The organism is Pseudomonas sp. R9.37 (genome assembly GCF_963878885.1).
Lineage (GTDB): Bacteria > Pseudomonadota > Gammaproteobacteria > Pseudomonadales > Pseudomonadaceae > Aquipseudomonas.
In genome coordinates this window covers 482,270-498,628 of sequence record NZ_CAWNZA010000043.1, presented here as the reverse complement: position 1 = coordinate 498,628, position 16,359 = coordinate 482,270, and the positions used below count along the sequence as shown (strand labels likewise).

At 61.8% G+C, this 16,359-nt stretch carries 12 protein-coding genes; 4 read left to right on the top strand and 8 right to left on the bottom strand.

Annotation, left to right across the window (positions count from 1 at the left end; genetic code table 11):
- Positions 1-364: 364 nt before the first annotated feature.
- Both amaA and amaB read right to left on the bottom strand, forming a co-directional pair.
- Positions 365-1,648, bottom strand: coding sequence for an L-pipecolate oxidase (gene amaA, locus AACU78_RS21240; RefSeq protein WP_106577645.1), 1,284 nt, complete (start codon positions 1,646-1,648; stop codon positions 365-367).
- Between the two features lie 171 nt (positions 1,649-1,819).
- Positions 1,820-3,310, bottom strand: coding sequence for an L-piperidine-6-carboxylate dehydrogenase (gene amaB, locus AACU78_RS21235; RefSeq protein WP_106577644.1), 1,491 nt, complete (start codon positions 3,308-3,310; stop codon positions 1,820-1,822).
- Positions 3,311-3,463: 153 nt separating this feature from the next.
- Between amaB and AACU78_RS21230 the strand changes: the two genes are divergently transcribed.
- The 3 genes from AACU78_RS21230 to nadE all read left to right on the top strand — a co-directional run bounded on the left by AACU78_RS21230 (position 3,464) and on the right by nadE (position 6,632).
- A complete protein-coding gene (locus AACU78_RS21230) occupies positions 3,464-4,360 on the top strand; it encodes a LysR family transcriptional regulator (protein WP_106577643.1) in 897 nt (298 codons plus the stop codon).
- A 226-nt stretch (positions 4,361-4,586) separates the two neighbouring features.
- Complete coding sequence (gene pncB, locus AACU78_RS21225; protein WP_065900159.1) at positions 4,587-5,801, top strand: nicotinate phosphoribosyltransferase; 1,215 nt, start codon at positions 4,587-4,589, stop codon at positions 5,799-5,801.
- A gap of 3 nt (positions 5,802-5,804) precedes the next feature.
- Positions 5,805-6,632 carry an ammonia-dependent NAD(+) synthetase gene (nadE, locus tag AACU78_RS21220; protein WP_106577642.1) on the top strand — a complete coding sequence of 276 codons (828 nt, stop codon included), beginning with the start codon at positions 5,805-5,807 and terminating at the stop codon, positions 6,630-6,632.
- 196 nt (positions 6,633-6,828) lie between these two features.
- Here nadE and azu read toward each other — a convergent pair whose 3' ends face one another.
- Positions 6,829-7,275 carry an azurin gene (azu, locus tag AACU78_RS21215; protein WP_106577641.1) on the bottom strand — a complete coding sequence of 149 codons (447 nt, stop codon included), beginning with the start codon at positions 7,273-7,275 and terminating at the stop codon, positions 6,829-6,831.
- 331 nt (positions 7,276-7,606) lie between these two features.
- Between azu and AACU78_RS21210 the strand changes: the two genes are divergently transcribed.
- Positions 7,607-7,789, top strand: a complete 183-nt coding sequence (locus AACU78_RS21210; protein ID WP_106577640.1) for a hypothetical protein — start codon at positions 7,607-7,609, stop codon at positions 7,787-7,789.
- Between the two features lie 46 nt (positions 7,790-7,835).
- On the opposite strand, the gene AACU78_RS21205 is transcribed toward AACU78_RS21210, so the two are convergent.
- The 5 genes from AACU78_RS21205 to AACU78_RS21185 all read right to left on the bottom strand — a co-directional run bounded on the left by AACU78_RS21205 (position 7,836) and on the right by AACU78_RS21185 (position 16,212).
- Positions 7,836-8,726, bottom strand: coding sequence for a transglutaminase family protein (locus tag AACU78_RS21205; RefSeq protein WP_106577639.1), 891 nt, complete (start codon positions 8,724-8,726; stop codon positions 7,836-7,838).
- Positions 8,726-11,212 carry a circularly permuted type 2 ATP-grasp protein gene (locus AACU78_RS21200; protein WP_106577638.1) on the bottom strand — a complete coding sequence of 829 codons (2,487 nt, stop codon included), beginning with the start codon at positions 11,210-11,212 and terminating at the stop codon, positions 8,726-8,728. Before AACU78_RS21200 ends, AACU78_RS21205 begins: the two co-directional genes overlap by 1 nt.
- Positions 11,213-11,369: 157 nt before the next feature.
- Entirely contained in the window at positions 11,370-14,660 is a 3,291-nt protein-coding gene (locus AACU78_RS21195) for a transglutaminase family protein (protein ID WP_106577637.1), read from the bottom strand.
- A gap of 188 nt (positions 14,661-14,848) precedes the next feature.
- Positions 14,849-15,286: a hypothetical protein gene (locus AACU78_RS21190; RefSeq protein ID WP_106577636.1), complete on the bottom strand. Its 438-nt coding sequence runs from the start codon at positions 15,284-15,286 to the stop codon at positions 14,849-14,851.
- Complete coding sequence (locus AACU78_RS21185; protein WP_106577635.1) at positions 15,286-16,212, bottom strand: NAD synthetase; 927 nt, start codon at positions 16,210-16,212, stop codon at positions 15,286-15,288. Before AACU78_RS21185 ends, AACU78_RS21190 begins: the two co-directional genes overlap by 1 nt.
- Between the last annotated feature and the right edge of the window lie 147 nt (positions 16,213-16,359).

The following is a 16,359-nucleotide window of genomic DNA, read 5'->3' as shown; positions in this document are numbered from 1 at the left end:
TTTATTGGCACTACGATTTCACTGCGAACCTTCAACTGAAACTTTCAGGGAAAGCCCAGAGCAAGCCGCGTGCCATTACGTTTTTATTCTTCAAAAAGACACGGTGTCATTGTTATTACAGGCGTTTCGACTCCTTTTGCCAGGACGTGCAACCGTCTAGCATCGAGAGGTGCAACCGATGGCGCGAAAAAGTACAACCCTGGCAGGTCGCACCTGCAACCAGACGGATAAACGACAGTTCCTACGCCTGTAACAATGTGCGTAACGGAACTGCACATTTACAGTGCGTGATTGCTACGACTTGCACCAATACAGATTAGTAGCCTGCTAAGAAAATGCAGGCTTCTGACAGGTATTTCGCTGATCAGATCACGATCCGGAGGCATTGGCCCGCGTGGTACAGCGAAAATCCGGCTTCATACAGGCAGCTGCGCAGACCCACCCCGGCCAGCGGTTGCATCGGTGCGAAAGGAATTGGCAGGGCTTGGGGATTCTGGTGACACAAATAGTCGGCAAATGCCTTGCCCACCACGCTGCCGGTGGTCACGCCTCGCCCGTTATAGCCGGTCACCGCCACCAGGCCCGGCGCGGGTTCGAACAGACGCATCAGGTGGTCCGGGGTGAAGGCGATGCAGCCGGTCCAGGTGTATTCCCATTGCACCGATTTGAGGTACGGGAAGTAATGCTGCTGCACCCGATCGGCCCACGCCTTGAGGAACCACGCAGGTTTCTGATGACCGTTGCCCAGGCTGCCGAGCAACAGGCGGCCGTCCGCATCGCGGCGGATGCTGCTCAACACCTGGCGCGTGTCCCACGAACCCTGCCCGCCAGGCAGGATCTGTTTGGCAGCCTCGTCCGTCAGCGGCGCCGAGGCGACCTGGTAGTAATAGCCTGGGAAGAAGTTGCGCCGCAGCTCGGTCCATTCGCCTTCGGTGTAGGCATTGGAAGCAATCACCACTTGTGCAGCCTGCACCGAGCCCTGCGCGGTTTGCACCGACCAGTTTGCGCCCTGGCGCTCCAGCTGGGTGACAGGGGAATGGTCGAAAAGCTGCCCACCCAGGCCAACCGCCGCATTCGCCAAACCACTGGTGTAGGCCATCGGGTTCAAGGTGCCCGCGCGTCGATCCAGCAGCGCGGCGGCGATCTTTTTGGTGCCGGTGGCGTGTTCGCAGGCTTGCCCGGTCAGCAACTCAACCGGCGCGCCACGGCGCTTCCATTGTGCTTCACGACTGCGTAAATCCGCCTCGCCACGGGCATTGTGCGCCATGTGCAACGTGCCCTCGCGGCGCAGTTGGCAGTCGATGCCGTACTTATCGATCAAGCTGAACACCAACGATGGCGCTGCGCCCAACATGCGGTTGAGCTGGCTGCCCACCGCCTCGCCAAAACCGGCTTCGATCTCGTCCGGTGGAATCCACATGCCGGCGTTGACTAGCCCGACGTTACGCCCCGAACCGCCGTGGCCGGTGCGATGGGCCTCCAGCACGGCGACGCTTTTGCCTTGCTCCAGCAAATGAACGGCGGCCGACAACCCGGTGATCCCGGCGCCGATCACGCATACATCCACCTTGACCTCGCCCTTGAGCGCAGCCCGGTCCGGGCGGCCAGGGGTCATGTGCTCCCACAAACATGCTTCGCGTAATGCCATTGCCAGACTCCGATGAGACCCAACAAACCACTTTTCCGAACTGCAAATGAAGTCAAATGTGGGAGCGGGCTTGCTCGCGAAAGCGGTGTGTCAGTCAACAGATATACAGCTGATCCACCGCATTCGCGAGCAAGCCCGCGCCCACATTTTCAACCGCGCTTCGACAGGGATTTAGTCGAAGGTAATACCCTGCGCCAGCGGCAATTCCAGCGAGTAGTTCACGGTATTGGTCTGGCGACGCATGTAGCCGCGCCATGCATCCGAACCCGACTCGCGCCCGCCGCCAGTCTCTTTCTCACCGCCAAACGCGCCTCCGATTTCCGCACCGCTCGGGCCGATGTTGACGTTGGCGATCCCGCAATCACTGCCTACCGCCGACATGAACTGCTCGGCTTCACGCACATCGGTAGTGAAGATGCACGACGACAGGCCTTGCGGCACGGCGTTATTCAAACGCAGGGCTTCGGCAAAGTCGCTGTAGCCGATCACATACAGAATCGGCGCGAAGGTTTCGGTGCACACCACGTCGCTTTGCTCGGGCATTTCCACAATCGCCGGCGACACGTAGTAGGCACTCGGGAATTTATCTTCCAGCTGACGCTTGCCGCCGAACACCTTGCCGCCTTCGCTCAAGGCCTGCTCCAGGGCGTCCTGCATGTTTTCGAAGCCGTGTTTGTCGATCAGCGGACCGATCAGGTTGCCTTCCAGCGGGTGGCCGATGCGCACCTTGGAATACGCCGCCTTGAGGCGGGTGACGATTTCTTCTTTGACCGACTCATGCGCGATCAGGCGGCGCAGGCTGGTGCAACGCTGGCCGGCGGTGCCGACGGCGCTGAACAGGATGGCGCGTACGGCCATGTCCAGGTCGGCGCTTGGGCCGAGGATCATTGCGTTGTTGCCGCCCAGTTCGAGAATGCTGCGGGCGAAGCGGGCGGCGACTTTGGGCGCCACTTCGCGGCCCATGCGGGTGCTGCCGGTGGCGCTGATCAGTGCCACGCGCGGGTCATCCACCAGCGCGGCGCCGGCGTCGCGGCCACCGATGATCACTTGGCTCAGGTACTCGGGCGCATCGGTGAATGTTTTCAGCACACGCTCGAACAGCGCCTGGCAAGCCAGCGCGGTGAGCGGGGTCTTTTCCGACGGTTTCCAGATCACGGCGTTGCCGCACACCAGCGCCAGCGTGGTGTTCCACGCCCACACGGCCACTGGGAAGTTGAAGGCGCTGATTACGCCGACCACGCCCAGCGGGTGCCAGGTTTCACGCATATGGTGGCCTGGGCGCTCGGAGGCGATGGTCAAACCGTACAGTTGGCGCGACAGGCCGACGGCGAAGTCGCAGATGTCGATCATTTCCTGCACTTCACCCAGGCCTTCTTGAGTGATCTTGCCGGCTTCCCACGACACCAGCTCGCCCAGGTCTGCCTTGTATTCGCGCAATACGTCGCCGAACTGGCGCACCAGCTCGCCACGGCGCGGTGCCGGCACCTTGCGCCAAGCCTCGAATGCATGCTCGGCGCGACTGACCTGTTGCTCCACCTCGGCGGCGCCTTCCCAGTGCACACTGCCGATACGGCTGCCGTCGATCGGCGAATGCACGGGTTGTTTACCCGACTGGTACAGCGCCGGGTTCACCCCGAGACGATCAAGCAATGCGGCAACCATGGGTCACTCCTTCAATTTCAAACAGAAAATTCGCGCCGCCACAGACACGGCGATCCAGGCCTTATTTGTAGCTGGCCCAAGACTTGCCAACAAACGACGATTAGGCGAGATATCATTCCGTTTATTCATGCAAAGAATAAAAAGAGGCGTGCCGTGCTGAACAAAAGACATTTGCCCTCGATCACCGCCCTGCAGTGTTTCGAAGCCGCCACCCGCCACCTGAGCTTTACCCGGGCCGCCGAGGAACTGAACCTCACGCAAAGCGCAGTGAGCAAACAGGTCGCGCAGTTGGAAGAGTTGCTGCAACACCTGCTGTTTCGCCGGGTGCGCCGCCGCTTGCAGATGACCCCGGCGGGTGATTTGTACTTGGTGGAAGTGCGAAAAATCCTCACGCAGGTGGAGATGTCCACCCATTACCTGCGCTCCTACGGCGGCGAGACCGAAGTGCTGCGGGTGTCCACGCCCTACACCTTCGGCGCGCGCTGGCTGGTGCCGCGCCTCAAAGGCTGGCGTTTGCGCCATCCGCACATCCATTTGGACCTGTGCAACGAGCAGGAGCCGGACGAACTGCTGCAAGGCAAGGCCGACATGGCTTTTTACTTCGGCCAGGGCTCACGGCCCGGCACCGAGAGCCTGAAACTGTTCAGCGAAGCATTGGTGGCGGTGTGTGCGCCGGAAAGCCTCCCTGCGCAGCCGTTCACCGACCCCACGCAACTCAGCGACCTGGTACTGCTGCAGAACGCCTCGCGGCCCCAAGGCTGGCATGACTGGTTCGCCAGCCAGGGTTTCCACACCGAGCACAGCTACCACGGGCCGCGTTTCGACACCTTCTATATGTGCATTCGCGCGGCGCAAGTGGGCTGCGGCGTGGCCTTGTTGCCGCGCTTTCTGGTGGAAGAAGAATTGGCCGAGGGCAAGCTGGTGATTCCCTGGCAGCACGCGTTGCCCAGCCAGGATGCGTATTACCTGGCGTATCCGGAGCATTCGGCGGAGGTGCCCAAGGTGCGCGATTTTGTGAAGTGGATGATGGAACAGGTAAAGCCTGTTTGAGCTGCGTCGCCTGCAATACCGCCTTCGCGAGCAAGCCCGCTCCCGCACTTGAAATGCATTCCAACTGTGGGAGCGGGCTTGCTCGCGAAGGCGCCAGTGGCCACAACAACAGTGCCAAGCTGAAAAAACACTGGCAAAACCCCACGGGTCTATGCGCCACTAGCGCCATTCCTTAATAGTGCGTAAAGGTCGGCGCCCATCGTCGACCCGTCTGGAGATTCCCGTTATGAGCGAGAGTGTGTTTGCCGATCGCATCGTGCAGAACTTGCTCGACACCGACTTCTACAAGCTGACCATGATGCAGGCGGTGCTGCACAACTACCCGAATGTGGAAGTTGAATGGGAGTTCCGTTGCCGCAACAGCGAAGACCTGCGCCCGTACCTGGCGGAAATCCGCTACCAGATCGAGCGCCTCGCCGAGCTGAGCCTGAGCCCGGATCAATTGGGCTTTCTGGAGCGCATCAGCTTCATGAAACCGGACTTTTTGCGCTTTCTGGGGCTGTTCCGCTTCAACCTGCGCTATGTGCAAACCGGCATCGAGAACGGTGAGCTGTTTATCCGCCTGCGCGGGCCGTGGCTGCACGTGATCCTGTTTGAAGTACCGATGCTGGCCATCGTCAGCGAGGTGCGTAACCGCTACCGCTACCAGACCGTGATCCTCGAACAGGCCCGCGAGCAGCTGTACCGCAAATTCGACTGGCTGACCGCCAACGCCAGCAGCGACGAGCTGTCGGAACTGCAGGTGGCCGACTTCGGCACGCGCCGGCGCTTCTCGTACCGGGTGCAGGAAGAAGTGGTCAGCGTGCTCAAGCACGACTTCCCAGGCCGCTTCGTCGGCACCAGCAACGTGCACCTGGCCCGCGAATTCGACATGAAACCGCTCGGCACCATGGCCCACGAATGGATCATGGCCCACCAGCAACTCGGGCCGCGCCTGATCGACAGCCAGATCGCCGCGCTCGACTGCTGGGTCCGCGAATACCGAGGCCTGCTGGGCATCGCGCTGACCGACTGCATCACCACCGACGCCTTCCTCGGCGACTTCGACTTGTACTTCGCCAAGCTGTTCGACGGCCTGCGCCACGATTCCGGTGACCCGGTGCAGTGGGCAGAAAAGGCCATCGCCCACTACCACAAGCTCGGCATCGAGCCGATGAGCAAGACGCTGGTGTTCTCTGACAGCCTGTCGCTGCCCAAGGCCCTGGAGATTTTCCGCGCGTTGCGCGGTCGCATTAATGTCAGCTTCGGCATCGGCACCAACCTGACCTGTGACATTCCAGGGGTTGAGCCGATGAGCATCGTGCTTAAAATGACGGCCTGCAATGGCCAGCCCGTCGCGAAAATCTCCGATGAAGCGGGCAAGACCCACTGCACCGATCCGAATTTCGTCGCCTATTTGCGTCACGTTTTCAAAGTACCTGCCCTTTCCAGCAAGGAGTGAATCATGCAAGCCGTACAGCGTGAGATTGCGCAGCAGCTCAAGGTCCAAGCCCCGTTCAAGGACCAGGCCGCCCTGGAGGCCGAAGTTGCCCGCCGCGTGACCTTTATCCAGGATTGCCTGCGCAATTCCGGGCTCAAGACCTTGGTGCTGGGCATCAGCGGTGGCGTCGACTCCCTGACCGCCGGCCTGCTGGCCCAACGTGCGATGCACGAACTGCGGGCCAGCAGCGGCGATGAGGCCTACCGTTTCATCGCCGTGCGCCTGCCTTACGAAACCCAGTTCGACGAGATCGACGCTCAGGCTTCGGTGGACTTCATCGAACCGGACGAGCGCCACACTGTGAACATCGGCCCGGCGGTCAAATCCCTGGCCAATGAAGTGGCGGCCTTTGAAGGCAAGGCGGCGGTGTCGCGTGATTTTGTACTGGGCAACACCAAGGCGCGCATGCGCATGGTGGCGCAGTACACCATCGCTGGCGCGGCCGGTGGCCTGGTGATCGGCACCGACCATGCGGCGGAAGCGGTCATGGGCTTTTTCACCAAGTTTGGTGATGGTGCCTGCGACCTGGCGCCATTGAGCGGGCTGGTGAAAAACCAGGTACGTGCGATTGCTCGGCACTTTGGTGCGCCGGAATCGCTGGTGGAGAAGATCCCGACAGCCGACCTCGAAGACTTGTCGCCAGGCAAGCCGGACGAAGCATCCCACGGCGTGACGTACGCCGAGATTGATGCCTTCCTGCACGGCGAGCCAGTGCGTGAAGAGGCGTTCAAGATCATTTGCGACACGTATCGCAAGACCGAGCACAAGCGGGTCATGCCATTCGCGCCGTGAGGTGAGCCAGATAGTTTTGTACTGATTGTTAGATCGCCTTCGCGAGCAAGCCCGCTCCCACATGTGAACGCATCCTCATGCTGGAACTCGATCAAGTGTGGGAGCGGGCTTGCTCGCGAAGAACGATAACGCGGTACTACAGACCGCCCACAAAAAAGGCGCCCCGCAAGGCGCTTTTTTTTCGACCGGAATCGGCTTACTTGACGGTCACAGTGCCTTTCATCATCGAGATGTGGCCTGGGAACGAGCAGAAGAACGCGTAATCCGTACCGGCGGCCAGTTTCGACACATCGAAGGTCACGGCGTCTTTCTCGCCAGCACCAATGATCTTGGTGTGGGCGATGATGCGGGTGTCGCCGTCTTTGAGGTAATTCTTGTCGATACCGGCGGCCATGCCGTCGCTGGCGATGCCAGGCATGTCGGCGGCGGAGCTCAGCACCCAGTTATGGCCCATGACGTTCTTCGGCAAGCTGCCGGAATGTTCCAGGTTTACGGTGAACGTCTTGCAGCTCTTGTCGATGGTGATTTCTTTGGTGTTGAAGGACATCTGGTCGGTGGAATCAACAGTGACCGCGCACTCTGCAGCAAGCAACTGGCCGCTCGCCAGTGTCAGCAGGGAAACAGCAACGATTTTGGCAAACATGTGAATCTCCATGGCAGGGTTTAAAAAACGCGTATTGCGACAAGGGTGCCTCAAGCAGGCTTGAATTCTTATGATCTGCATCAACAGATTGTATACAACTTTAGGCTATCAGACTGATCAACACAATCTACCAGCCAAAGTTCGACCACCTGCCTATGATCGGCTCATCCCCCTTGGAGCCCGCGCCATGCATCTGAATCAACTGTTCAACGGTCTGCTGGCCGCGTACGCCTGCGGTAAGTGAAGGCCAACCGCGCCGCTAAGCTGCTACCATAGCGACCCAAGGCAGCTGCGCGCCGCCACCCTCACCTTCGACCCTAGAGGATCGCCCATGGCCAAACCTAATTACTCCTTCGCCAAACGTCAGAGAGACTTGGCCAAGGAGCAGAAGAAAGAGGAAAAGCTGCAACGCAAGAAAGCCGCTGCAGATGAAGAAGCAAGTGCACTGAACCCGGATGCCGAAGGTGAAGTGGCAACCGACGAAACCGAGACACCGAAAGACCCGGCTGAATAAATTCTGTTGAGGTGAGCAGGCCTTCCCTGCTCGCCTCAATCCACTGTTATTGCAGCGGCATCACCGTCACCCGCACCTCCGGGTCATGGTTCCCTCCTCCCAGAATCACCCCCCGCAACGGCGACACATCCGAGAAATCCCGGCCCCAGGCCAAGGTGATGTGCTCCAGTGCCGGCTGCACATTGTTGGTCGGATCAAAATCTACCCAGCCCGACACCGGGCAAAACACCGAAATCCACGCGTGCGACGCATCGGCGCCGATCAGCCGTGGCTGGCCGGGCGGTGGCTGCGTAAGCAGATAGCCACTGATGTACCGCGCCGCCAGGCCACGCGAGCGCAGGCACGCGAGCATCAGGTGGGCGAAGTCCTGGCACACGCCGCGTCGGCGCTCCAGCACTTCCACCAGCGGCGTGGCGACTTGGGTGGCTTCGGCATCGAAGGTGAACTCGCTGAAAATCTTCTCCATCAACGCCTGCACGCCGAGCAGCAACGGCTCGCCGGGCGGAAAACAGCTTTCGGAAAACTCGACGAAGGTTTTTTTCAGGTGCACGTAGGGCGACTCGAAGCGATAGCGGCAGGCTTCGATCAGTTCGGCTGACAGCGGCTGGCTGCTGTAAGTCAGGCTGTCGCGGGTCTGATCCCAGGCCGGCGACTGCTGAAAATCCAGCGCAGGCCGCGCCAGCACTTCGACGGCCAGCCCTGCATTCACCAGCAGTTCATCATGGGGCCGTTCGAACGCCAGCCGGGTGATCGGATTGCCGAACACGTCCAGCTCATCGCGCCGCGCCGTCGGCTCCGGGCTGATGTCCAGTTGCTGCGAACTGCAACGCTGCCACGCGCACGGCCGTGGCCACAAGTGCGCCAGCTGTTGCGCCAGCGACACCGGGCTGTCGTAGTGGTAATGGGTATCGTGAAAAATCTGGTAGCGCGCACTCATCACACCGACACCGTCTGCTGGCTGACATCATCCACATGGGCAAAATGGCGCAACGCCAGGCGATCCGACACTTGCCCACTCTCATCGGCCACCGCTTGCAGCAGGTCAGCCAGGCCACCCAACGCGGCACGCACGCTGGACTCGCCGAACAGCGGGTTCTCCAGGCAACCCAGGTCAAAACGTGCCAGGCGCTCCACCAGCGGCGCCAGCCCGGTTTCCCTAGGCACACCGAAGTCATCGTTAAGACGACGTAACGTGCGGCTGACCAGTTTCAGCTGGAACAGCACCGCATGCGGGTTCTGCTCATCCAGCAACAACAGGTCGAGTACCGGGATCAACTGCGGCACCGCCAGGTAGCGCGAGCGATAGGTGATGCTGCTGTTACCCAACTCCAGCAGCCACTCAAGCCCGGCCTGATCAAACACCGCCACGCCACGCAGGAACGCCGCCAGGCTGCTGCTTAGGAACTGCAGGCGCTCGATGCGCCGGCCCATCATCAAGAAGCGCCAGCCTTCATCACGGGTCATGTCATCCAGGGCAAAGCCGGACAGCGCCGCCAGGGACATCACCAGGCGGTTGAGGAAATCCAGCAGCTCGCCGAAGTCCGGGGTCTGGCTTTCCAGCTCCAGGGCTTCGCGCTGCAGCTCGACCAAGGCCTGCCAGTTTTCTCGCGACAGCTTGCCGCGCACCTGGGACGCCGCCCACTGCAGACGCTGCAGGTTGGCGCGCAGGCTCGATGGCCAGTCATCGCCAAGCAAGGCGGCAAGCAGCCGCTCGGGCAATTCCCCTTCTTCGGGCAGCAAGCGCAGGGTCTCGCCCAGCTCGACCGCCGCCTGCAAGGCCAGCGGATCGTCACCGTCCACATACCGCGCCAGCACAATCCGCAACCAGCGCGCACTGTCATCACACCGCTCGCAGTAACGGCCGAACCAAAACAGGTTTTCCACCACGCGTGACGGCAGGTAGGGGTCGCGGCGCACCAGATCGTGGGCGCCAATTGGCCGCTGCGCGCGCCACTGCTCGCTACCGGCAGCGCGTTCGCCCAGCACCCACGTGTCTTTGCTCGCGCCGCCGCGTTGCATCGATACCACCTCGGCGTCGGCCTCGGCCGCCACACGGGTGAGGCCGCCGGGCAGCACGCGATAACCTTCGTCGCTGGCCACCGCGTACACGCGCATGCCGATGGCGCGGTGCTGCAAATGGTCATCCACGGTATGCCACACCGGCGCCTGGGACAGTTGCGCCAATTCCTGGGCGACATACGCATAAGGCCGCGCACGCATACGTTCGGCCAGCGCCTGGCGTTGTTCGTCGTTCAAGTCGCGGCCAAATACCGGGGCGAAACTTTGCGATGGAAACGCCGGTTTGATCAGCAGCTCGGGCAGTTTCTCCAAGGCCTCAGCGAGCACCGGCGCCTCACCGCACCACCAGGTGGCGATGGACGGCAGGATCAATTCTTCGCCAAACAGGAACTGGTTGATCTTCGGCAAAAAGCCGAGCAAGCCCGGCGACTCCAGCACGCCGCTGCCCAGGGCATTGGCCACCAACACATTGCCTTGGCGCACGGCATCCAGCAGGCCGGGCACGCCCAGGGCAGAGTCGGTGCGCAGCTCCAGCGGGTCGCAGAAGTCGTCGTCCAGGCGACGCATGATCGCGTGCACCCGGCGCAGGCCGCTGAGGGTTTTCAGGAACACGGTGCTGTCGCGCACGGTGAGGTCGCCGCCTTCCACCAACGGGTAGCCGAGCTGTCGCGCCAGGTACAGGTGTTCGAAATAGCTCTCGTTGAAACGCCCCGGCGTGAGCAGCACGATCAGCGGTGATTGGTCGTCGCAGGAAGCCTGGCGGGCCAGAGTTTCCTGCAGCGTGCGGAAGAAACCGGTGAGGTGCTGAACCTGCAAGTCACGGTACAAATCCGGAAAGGCGCGGGACACGATGGTGCGGTTTTCCAACGCATAACCTGCGCCCGAAGGCGCCTGGGTACGGTCGGCGGTGACCCACCAGCGGCCATCCGGGGTGCGCGCCAGGTCCACGGCGTACAGGTGCAGAAAGGTACCGTCCGGCGGCTGGATGCCCTGGCACGGCCAGAGGAAGTTGTTATGCCCGAACACCAGCTCAGCCGGCAGCAGGCCTTCTTTGATCAGGCGCTGCGGGCCATACAGGTCGGCCAACACGGCATTGAGCAGGCGCGCACGCTGGGCGATACCGGCCGACAAGTGCCGCCACTCATCGGCGGCCAGCACATGCGGGAGTAAGTCCAGCTCCCATGGGCGATCGGCGCCCTTGGGGTCGGCGTAGACGTTGTAGGTCACGCCGTTTTCCTGGATCTGCCGGATCAGCAGCGCCTGGCGCTGGGCCAGTTGCGCGGGCGTGCTGCGTTGCAGGTGATCAAGCAAGCGCTGCCAATGGGCACGCACCGCGCCACCGTCGTCCAGCAGTTCGTGGTAAGTGCCCGCGGTCAGCGGGTAACGGTCGAGCAAGTCGGACATGGAACGCTCGGCAGAGGCAAGGGAAGTCAGGTTAACTCAAATTCACTGCAATCTATTGTGGGAGCTGGCTTGCCTGCGATTGCGATTTCCAGCCACCCTATTGGCTGGTTGATATATCGCTATCGCAGGCAAGCCTGCTCCCACATTTAAATCGCATTCAGTCATTTTTATTGGGGAAACGCCGCAAATCCAGGGTCATCGGTAGTTCGTCATTGATAACCAAAGGAGGCACAGGCAACTTGCCAGGGCTATGCCCCAAGCGGAAAAACCGCGCCATACGCCGGCTCTCTGCTTCATTGGCGTTCACCGGCAAGCTGTCGTAATTGCGCCCGCCAGGATGGGCGACATGATACTGGCAGCCGCCCAGCGAGCGTTGCATCCAGGTGTCGAGCAGGTCGAACACCAGCGGCGCGTGCACCCCGATGGTCGGCTGCAGGCAGTTGGCCGGTTGCCAGGCGCGGTAGCGCACGCCGGCGACAAACTCACCCACGCGCCCGGTCGGCTGCAGGGGCACCGGAATGCCATTGCACGTCAGCAAATAGCGTTGTGGCGGCAGCCCGCTCAACTTCACTTGCAAGCGCTCAAGCGACGAATCCACATAACGCACCGTGCCGCCCACCGCGCCCTCCTCGCCCAGTACGTGCCAAGGCTCCAGAGCCTGGCGCAGTTCCAGTTCGATGCCGCTGACGGCGTAGTCGCCGACCTTGGGGAAACGAAACTCCAGGTGCGCGGCAAACCATTCGGCTCGCAGCGGGTAACCGGCGGCGTTCAGTTCGACGATCACGTCGGCGAAATCCTGCTCGATGAAGTGCGGCAACAGGAAGCGGTCATGCAGCTCGGTGCCCCAGCGCGCCAGTTTTGGCGGCGCGTACGGCTCACGCCAGAAACGCGCGACCAAGGCGCGCAGCAGCAATTGCTGGGCCAGGCTCATGCGCGCATGCGGCGGCATTTCAAATGCGCGCAGCTCCAGCAAACCCAGGCGGCCGGTGGCGCCGTCCGGTGAGTAAAGCTTATCGATGCAGAACTCGGCGCGGTGGGTGTTGCCCGTCACGTCGATCAGCAGGTTGCGCAGCAGGCGGTCGACCAACCACGGCGGGCATTCTTCGCCGGGCTCGGGCATCTGCGCGAAGGCAATTTCCAGCTCGTACAGCGCGTCGTTTCGCGCCTCATCCACTCGGGGTGCCTGGGAGGTCGGGCCGATAAACAGCCCGGAAAACAGGTACGACAGCGACGGGTGGTTATGCCAGTAGCTGATCAAACTGCGCAGCAAGTCCGGGCGGCGCAGGAACGGCGAATCCTTGGGCGTGGCGCCGCCGAGCACAAAGTGGTTACCACCGCCGGTGCCGGTGTGGCGACCGTCGATCATGAATTTCTCTGTGGTGAGGCGGGTTTGCCGCGCCTCTTCGTAGAGAAATTCGGTGCGCTCGACCAACTCGTCCCACGTGGCGGACGGCTGCACGTTGACCTCGATCACACCCGGGTCCGGCGTGACCCGGAAGTTGCTCAGGCGCGTGTCGAACGGCGGCTCGTAGCCTTCCAGCAACACCGGGCAGTGCAGTTCTTCGGCGGTGGCTTCGATGGCGGCCACCAGTTCGAGGTAGTCCTCGACGCGCTCCAGCGGCGGCATAAACAGATACAGCCGCCCTTCGCGCGCTTCAGCGCACAAGGCAGTGCGGGTCAGCCAATCGGCGGACTCGTCCACCTTCGGCACGCGCTCATCGCTGGGCGCGGGTTCGCCGTGGCTTTGCAAGTGTGAAGCGCTCGGCAGCGCCGGCTGATCCTGGTTCGGGTCGGTCGGATGCACAAACGGGTACTCCGCCGCCGTCACCCACGGCTGCGAGGCCAACGGCAGGCGATAGCCCAGCGGCGAATCGCCCGGCACCAGGCGGCAGTGGTTGTCGCGCAGGTACCAGCGCCCACTCTGCCAGCGGTCATTGGCGGCCGTGCGCGCCAGCGGCAACACTTGGCCGATGACTTTATCCAGGCCCTGGCTGAAGACTTTGCGCAGGCGCTCACGCTCCAGGTCGTCGCTCAGCCGTGGGTCTTGGGCGGTGACATTTTGCGGCAGCGCGCCTTCGCGCCACAGGTAATAGAAATTGTCTTCGAAGGCCGGAAACACGAAGCGCGCCGGCAACTTCAGGCGCTCGGCGACGCTGGCCAGGAAGCGCCCGGCCATCACGCCGTCGGCGCCGTAATCCTGCTGTTCATCGGCGATCAGCGCGCTGTTGTGCCAGATTGGCACGCCGTCGCGGCGCCAGTAACAATTGAGCGACCAGCGCGGCAGTTGCTCGCCGGGGTACCACTTGCCCTGGCCGAAGTGCACCAGCCCCCTGGGCGCGTAGTGTTTGCGCATGCGCTGGAACAACTCGGCAGACAGGCGACGCTTGTCCGGCCCCAGCGCAGCGGTGTTCCACTCAGCGCCATCGGGGTCGTCGATGGAAACAAAGGTCGGCTCGCCGCCCATGGTCAGGCGTACATCGTCCTTGAGCAGGTCGCCGTCGATCTGCCGGCCCAGCGCCTGGATCGCCAGCCACTGCTCTTCGGTGTAGGGCTTGGTAACCCGAGGCGCTTCCCAGATGCGTTCAACCGACATCTCGTGGGTAAATTCGCACTCGCAGGGCTCCACCAGCCCACTGATCGGCGCAGCGGACGATGGATCGGGACTACAGGCCAACGGAATGTGCCCTTCACCGGCGAACAACCCGGAGGTCGCATCCAGGCCGATCCAGCCGGCGCCGGGCAAATACACTTCGCACCAGGCGTGCAGGTCGGTGAAGTCCACTTCGGTGCCGGAAGGACCGTCGAGGGCTTTGACGTCGGCGGTCAGTTGGATCAGGTAGCCGGACACAAAACGCGCCGCCAACCCCAGATTGCGCAGCAACTGCACCAACAGCCAGGCCGAATCGCGGCAGGAGCCAGAAGCGTTTTGCAGGGTGAACTCCGGGGTTTGCACACCCGGCTCCATGCGGATCAGGTAGCCGATATCAGCCGCCAGGCGCTGGTTGAGGCCGACCAGAAAGTCCACGGCCGGCAAGGGCGTGCGGTCGATGCCGGCCAGGTAGGCGGCAAACTTCGGCGTCAGCGGCAGGGTTTCCAGGTACGGCGCCAGCTCGCGCTGCTCATCGGCGGCGTAGCTGAAAGGGATCTTTTCGGCGTAGGGCTCAAGGAAAAAGTCGAACGGATTGAATACCGCCATCTCAGCGACAAGGTCGACTTCAATGCGCAGCTGGTCAGTCTTTTCCGGGAACACCAGGCGCGCCAGGTAATTACCCTGCGGGTCCTGCTGCCAATTGATGAAGTGCTGCTCGGGCAGCACTTTGAGTGCGTAGGACAAAATCCGCGTGCGGCTATGGGCAGCCGGGCGCAAACGCACGATCTGTGGGCCGAGTTCGACAGCGCGGTCGTAGCGGTAATGCGTAACGTGGTGCAACGCGACATGAATCGACACGGCGGCCTCCTGCGAGCCAGGGCATGGACACAAAGCGCGCAAGACTTATGCCAGAGCGGCCGTCATTGCGCTTTATCGTAAGACCCGCTGCAGTACAGCACCAAAACAGCGCCGTCGTCAGTGCGATGGTGCATACGCTGCACATCTTTGTGGCGTGTGCGCGCGATTGGGGTGGTGAATCTACCCAGTCAAGCAGCCTTGGACGCGTTGCGCAGGCGCCGTACCTCAACCAATTTCCTGACCATCGCCCGATAGCCCTTGCTGTTGATCAGCAACAACCCGAGCAATGGCCAGAACAGGCTTTCACTGTAGATAAACCAGTGCGGGTGAAATTGCAGCGTCGGAAGCACCACCAGCAGGCACACCACAAAAAAGCCGACCATGCCCCACACCGCCCAGGCGTGCCCGCGCACGACCAGGAAGTTGCTGTTGACCACGAACAAGGCCGCGAAGATCACCACGAACCACGAGACGGTGGCATTGGTGGCCATGGGCACGTCGGCAAAATAGGTGGCGGCCGCCAGGGAAATTGCGCCGGAACCGCCCAGGCAACCGGCGAGAATCACGCCGATGAACGAGGGGAAATGTTCCAGCAAAAAGGGTTTCAACGACGGGACGCCACTCATTATTCAAGCTCCTCGTACAACCCTATCGCCAAGGTTTTGAGCTGTTTGGGGTTGTCTGAGCGCGCCAGCCCCCAGACGCTCAGCCCTGCACTGAAAGCGTCGCCGAGCTGGACGATGGTGGCGTGCTTGAGCTGAGTGTGGGTAAAGCGCTTGGGCAAATCGCCGCGCAATTGCAGCAGCTTGCGCATCTTGGTCGACATCTGTGGGTCGGCGATTTTCAGCAGCTCTTTTGTCAGCTTTTCCCGCTCCTGACCGTTCAGGCCTTTGAGCACTTGGCGCAGGGTTTTGCCGGTGGATGCACGGGCCACATTGACCAATTTGACCGTGGTCAGCGCAGACGCACCCACGCCCACCAAGGCAGCGCCATCCATGATCTTGGTAGCGGTCTGGTACCACTCCTCGCTATCCAGATAGTCATTCATGCCAGGGTTGACGATCTCATTGCGGGTGCGAAAAGCGCCCATCAGGCAGGACGCCGTACTGGCGGTGGCGCTGGTATAGCCAATGACGGTGATGACCGAGCTGGCACCACCGCTGAACGGCACCGCGATGGTGCCGCTTAACATCACCAGCCAACCCAGCACCGCGCCGCCGCAGGACAAGGTGGTGTTGAAGGCTTCGCTGATCAACCGCGACTCGCGCGCGTTATTCATCACTTGGTCAGCAAACTGCGCTGGCGCGACGTATTTCTGCGCCTCACGCACAATGATGCGCTTGGGCTGAATGCTGCAGATGGGCTTGAACTCACGCAGGGTGACGACATTGAAGTCGGCGTCGATATACACCACGCCTGCACCAACGATGTTGGGGTCGGCGTCGATGGCAGCAAATATCCGCGGCAGGTTGAGTTCGCTTTCGATGCGCTGGCGCGCCATGAATTGCGAGCGGTTGGAGTCCATGCCGATACCGGCCAGGGGGTTGCCCATGGGGGTGATCTTCCTTGAAATGGTGATGACTGAACTGACGCCTTCGCGAGCAAGCCCGCTCCCACAGTTGACCGAGTTCCAGCATGAGAATGCGCTCGAATGGGGGAGCGGGCTTGCTCGCGAAGGCGATTCAATGCGCGCCACCTT

What these genes read in the sequence shown, in the direction of transcription:
- amaA (WP_106577645.1), bottom strand. Translation starts at nt 1,648, where the DNA reads ATGGCATTACGCGAAGCATGTTTGTGGGAGCACATGACCCCTGGCCGC.
- amaB (WP_106577644.1), bottom strand. Translation starts at nt 3,310, where the DNA reads ATGGTTGCCGCATTGCTTGATCGTCTCGGGGTGAACCCGGCGCTGTAC.
- pncB (WP_065900159.1), top strand. Translation starts at nt 4,587, where the DNA reads ATGAGCGAGAGTGTGTTTGCCGATCGCATCGTGCAGAACTTGCTCGAC.
- nadE (WP_106577642.1), top strand. Translation starts at nt 5,805, where the DNA reads ATGCAAGCCGTACAGCGTGAGATTGCGCAGCAGCTCAAGGTCCAAGCC.
- azu (WP_106577641.1), bottom strand. Translation starts at nt 7,275, where the DNA reads ATGTTTGCCAAAATCGTTGCTGTTTCCCTGCTGACACTGGCGAGCGGC.
- AACU78_RS21210 (WP_106577640.1), top strand. Translation starts at nt 7,607, where the DNA reads ATGGCCAAACCTAATTACTCCTTCGCCAAACGTCAGAGAGACTTGGCC.
- AACU78_RS21205 (WP_106577639.1), bottom strand. Translation starts at nt 8,726, where the DNA reads ATGAGTGCGCGCTACCAGATTTTTCACGATACCCATTACCACTACGAC.
- AACU78_RS21200 (WP_106577638.1), bottom strand. Translation starts at nt 11,212, where the DNA reads ATGTCCGACTTGCTCGACCGTTACCCGCTGACCGCGGGCACTTACCAC.
- AACU78_RS21190 (WP_106577636.1), bottom strand. Translation starts at nt 15,286, where the DNA reads ATGAGTGGCGTCCCGTCGTTGAAACCCTTTTTGCTGGAACATTTCCCC.
- AACU78_RS21185 (WP_106577635.1), bottom strand. Translation starts at nt 16,212, where the DNA reads ATGGGCAACCCCCTGGCCGGTATCGGCATGGACTCCAACCGCTCGCAA.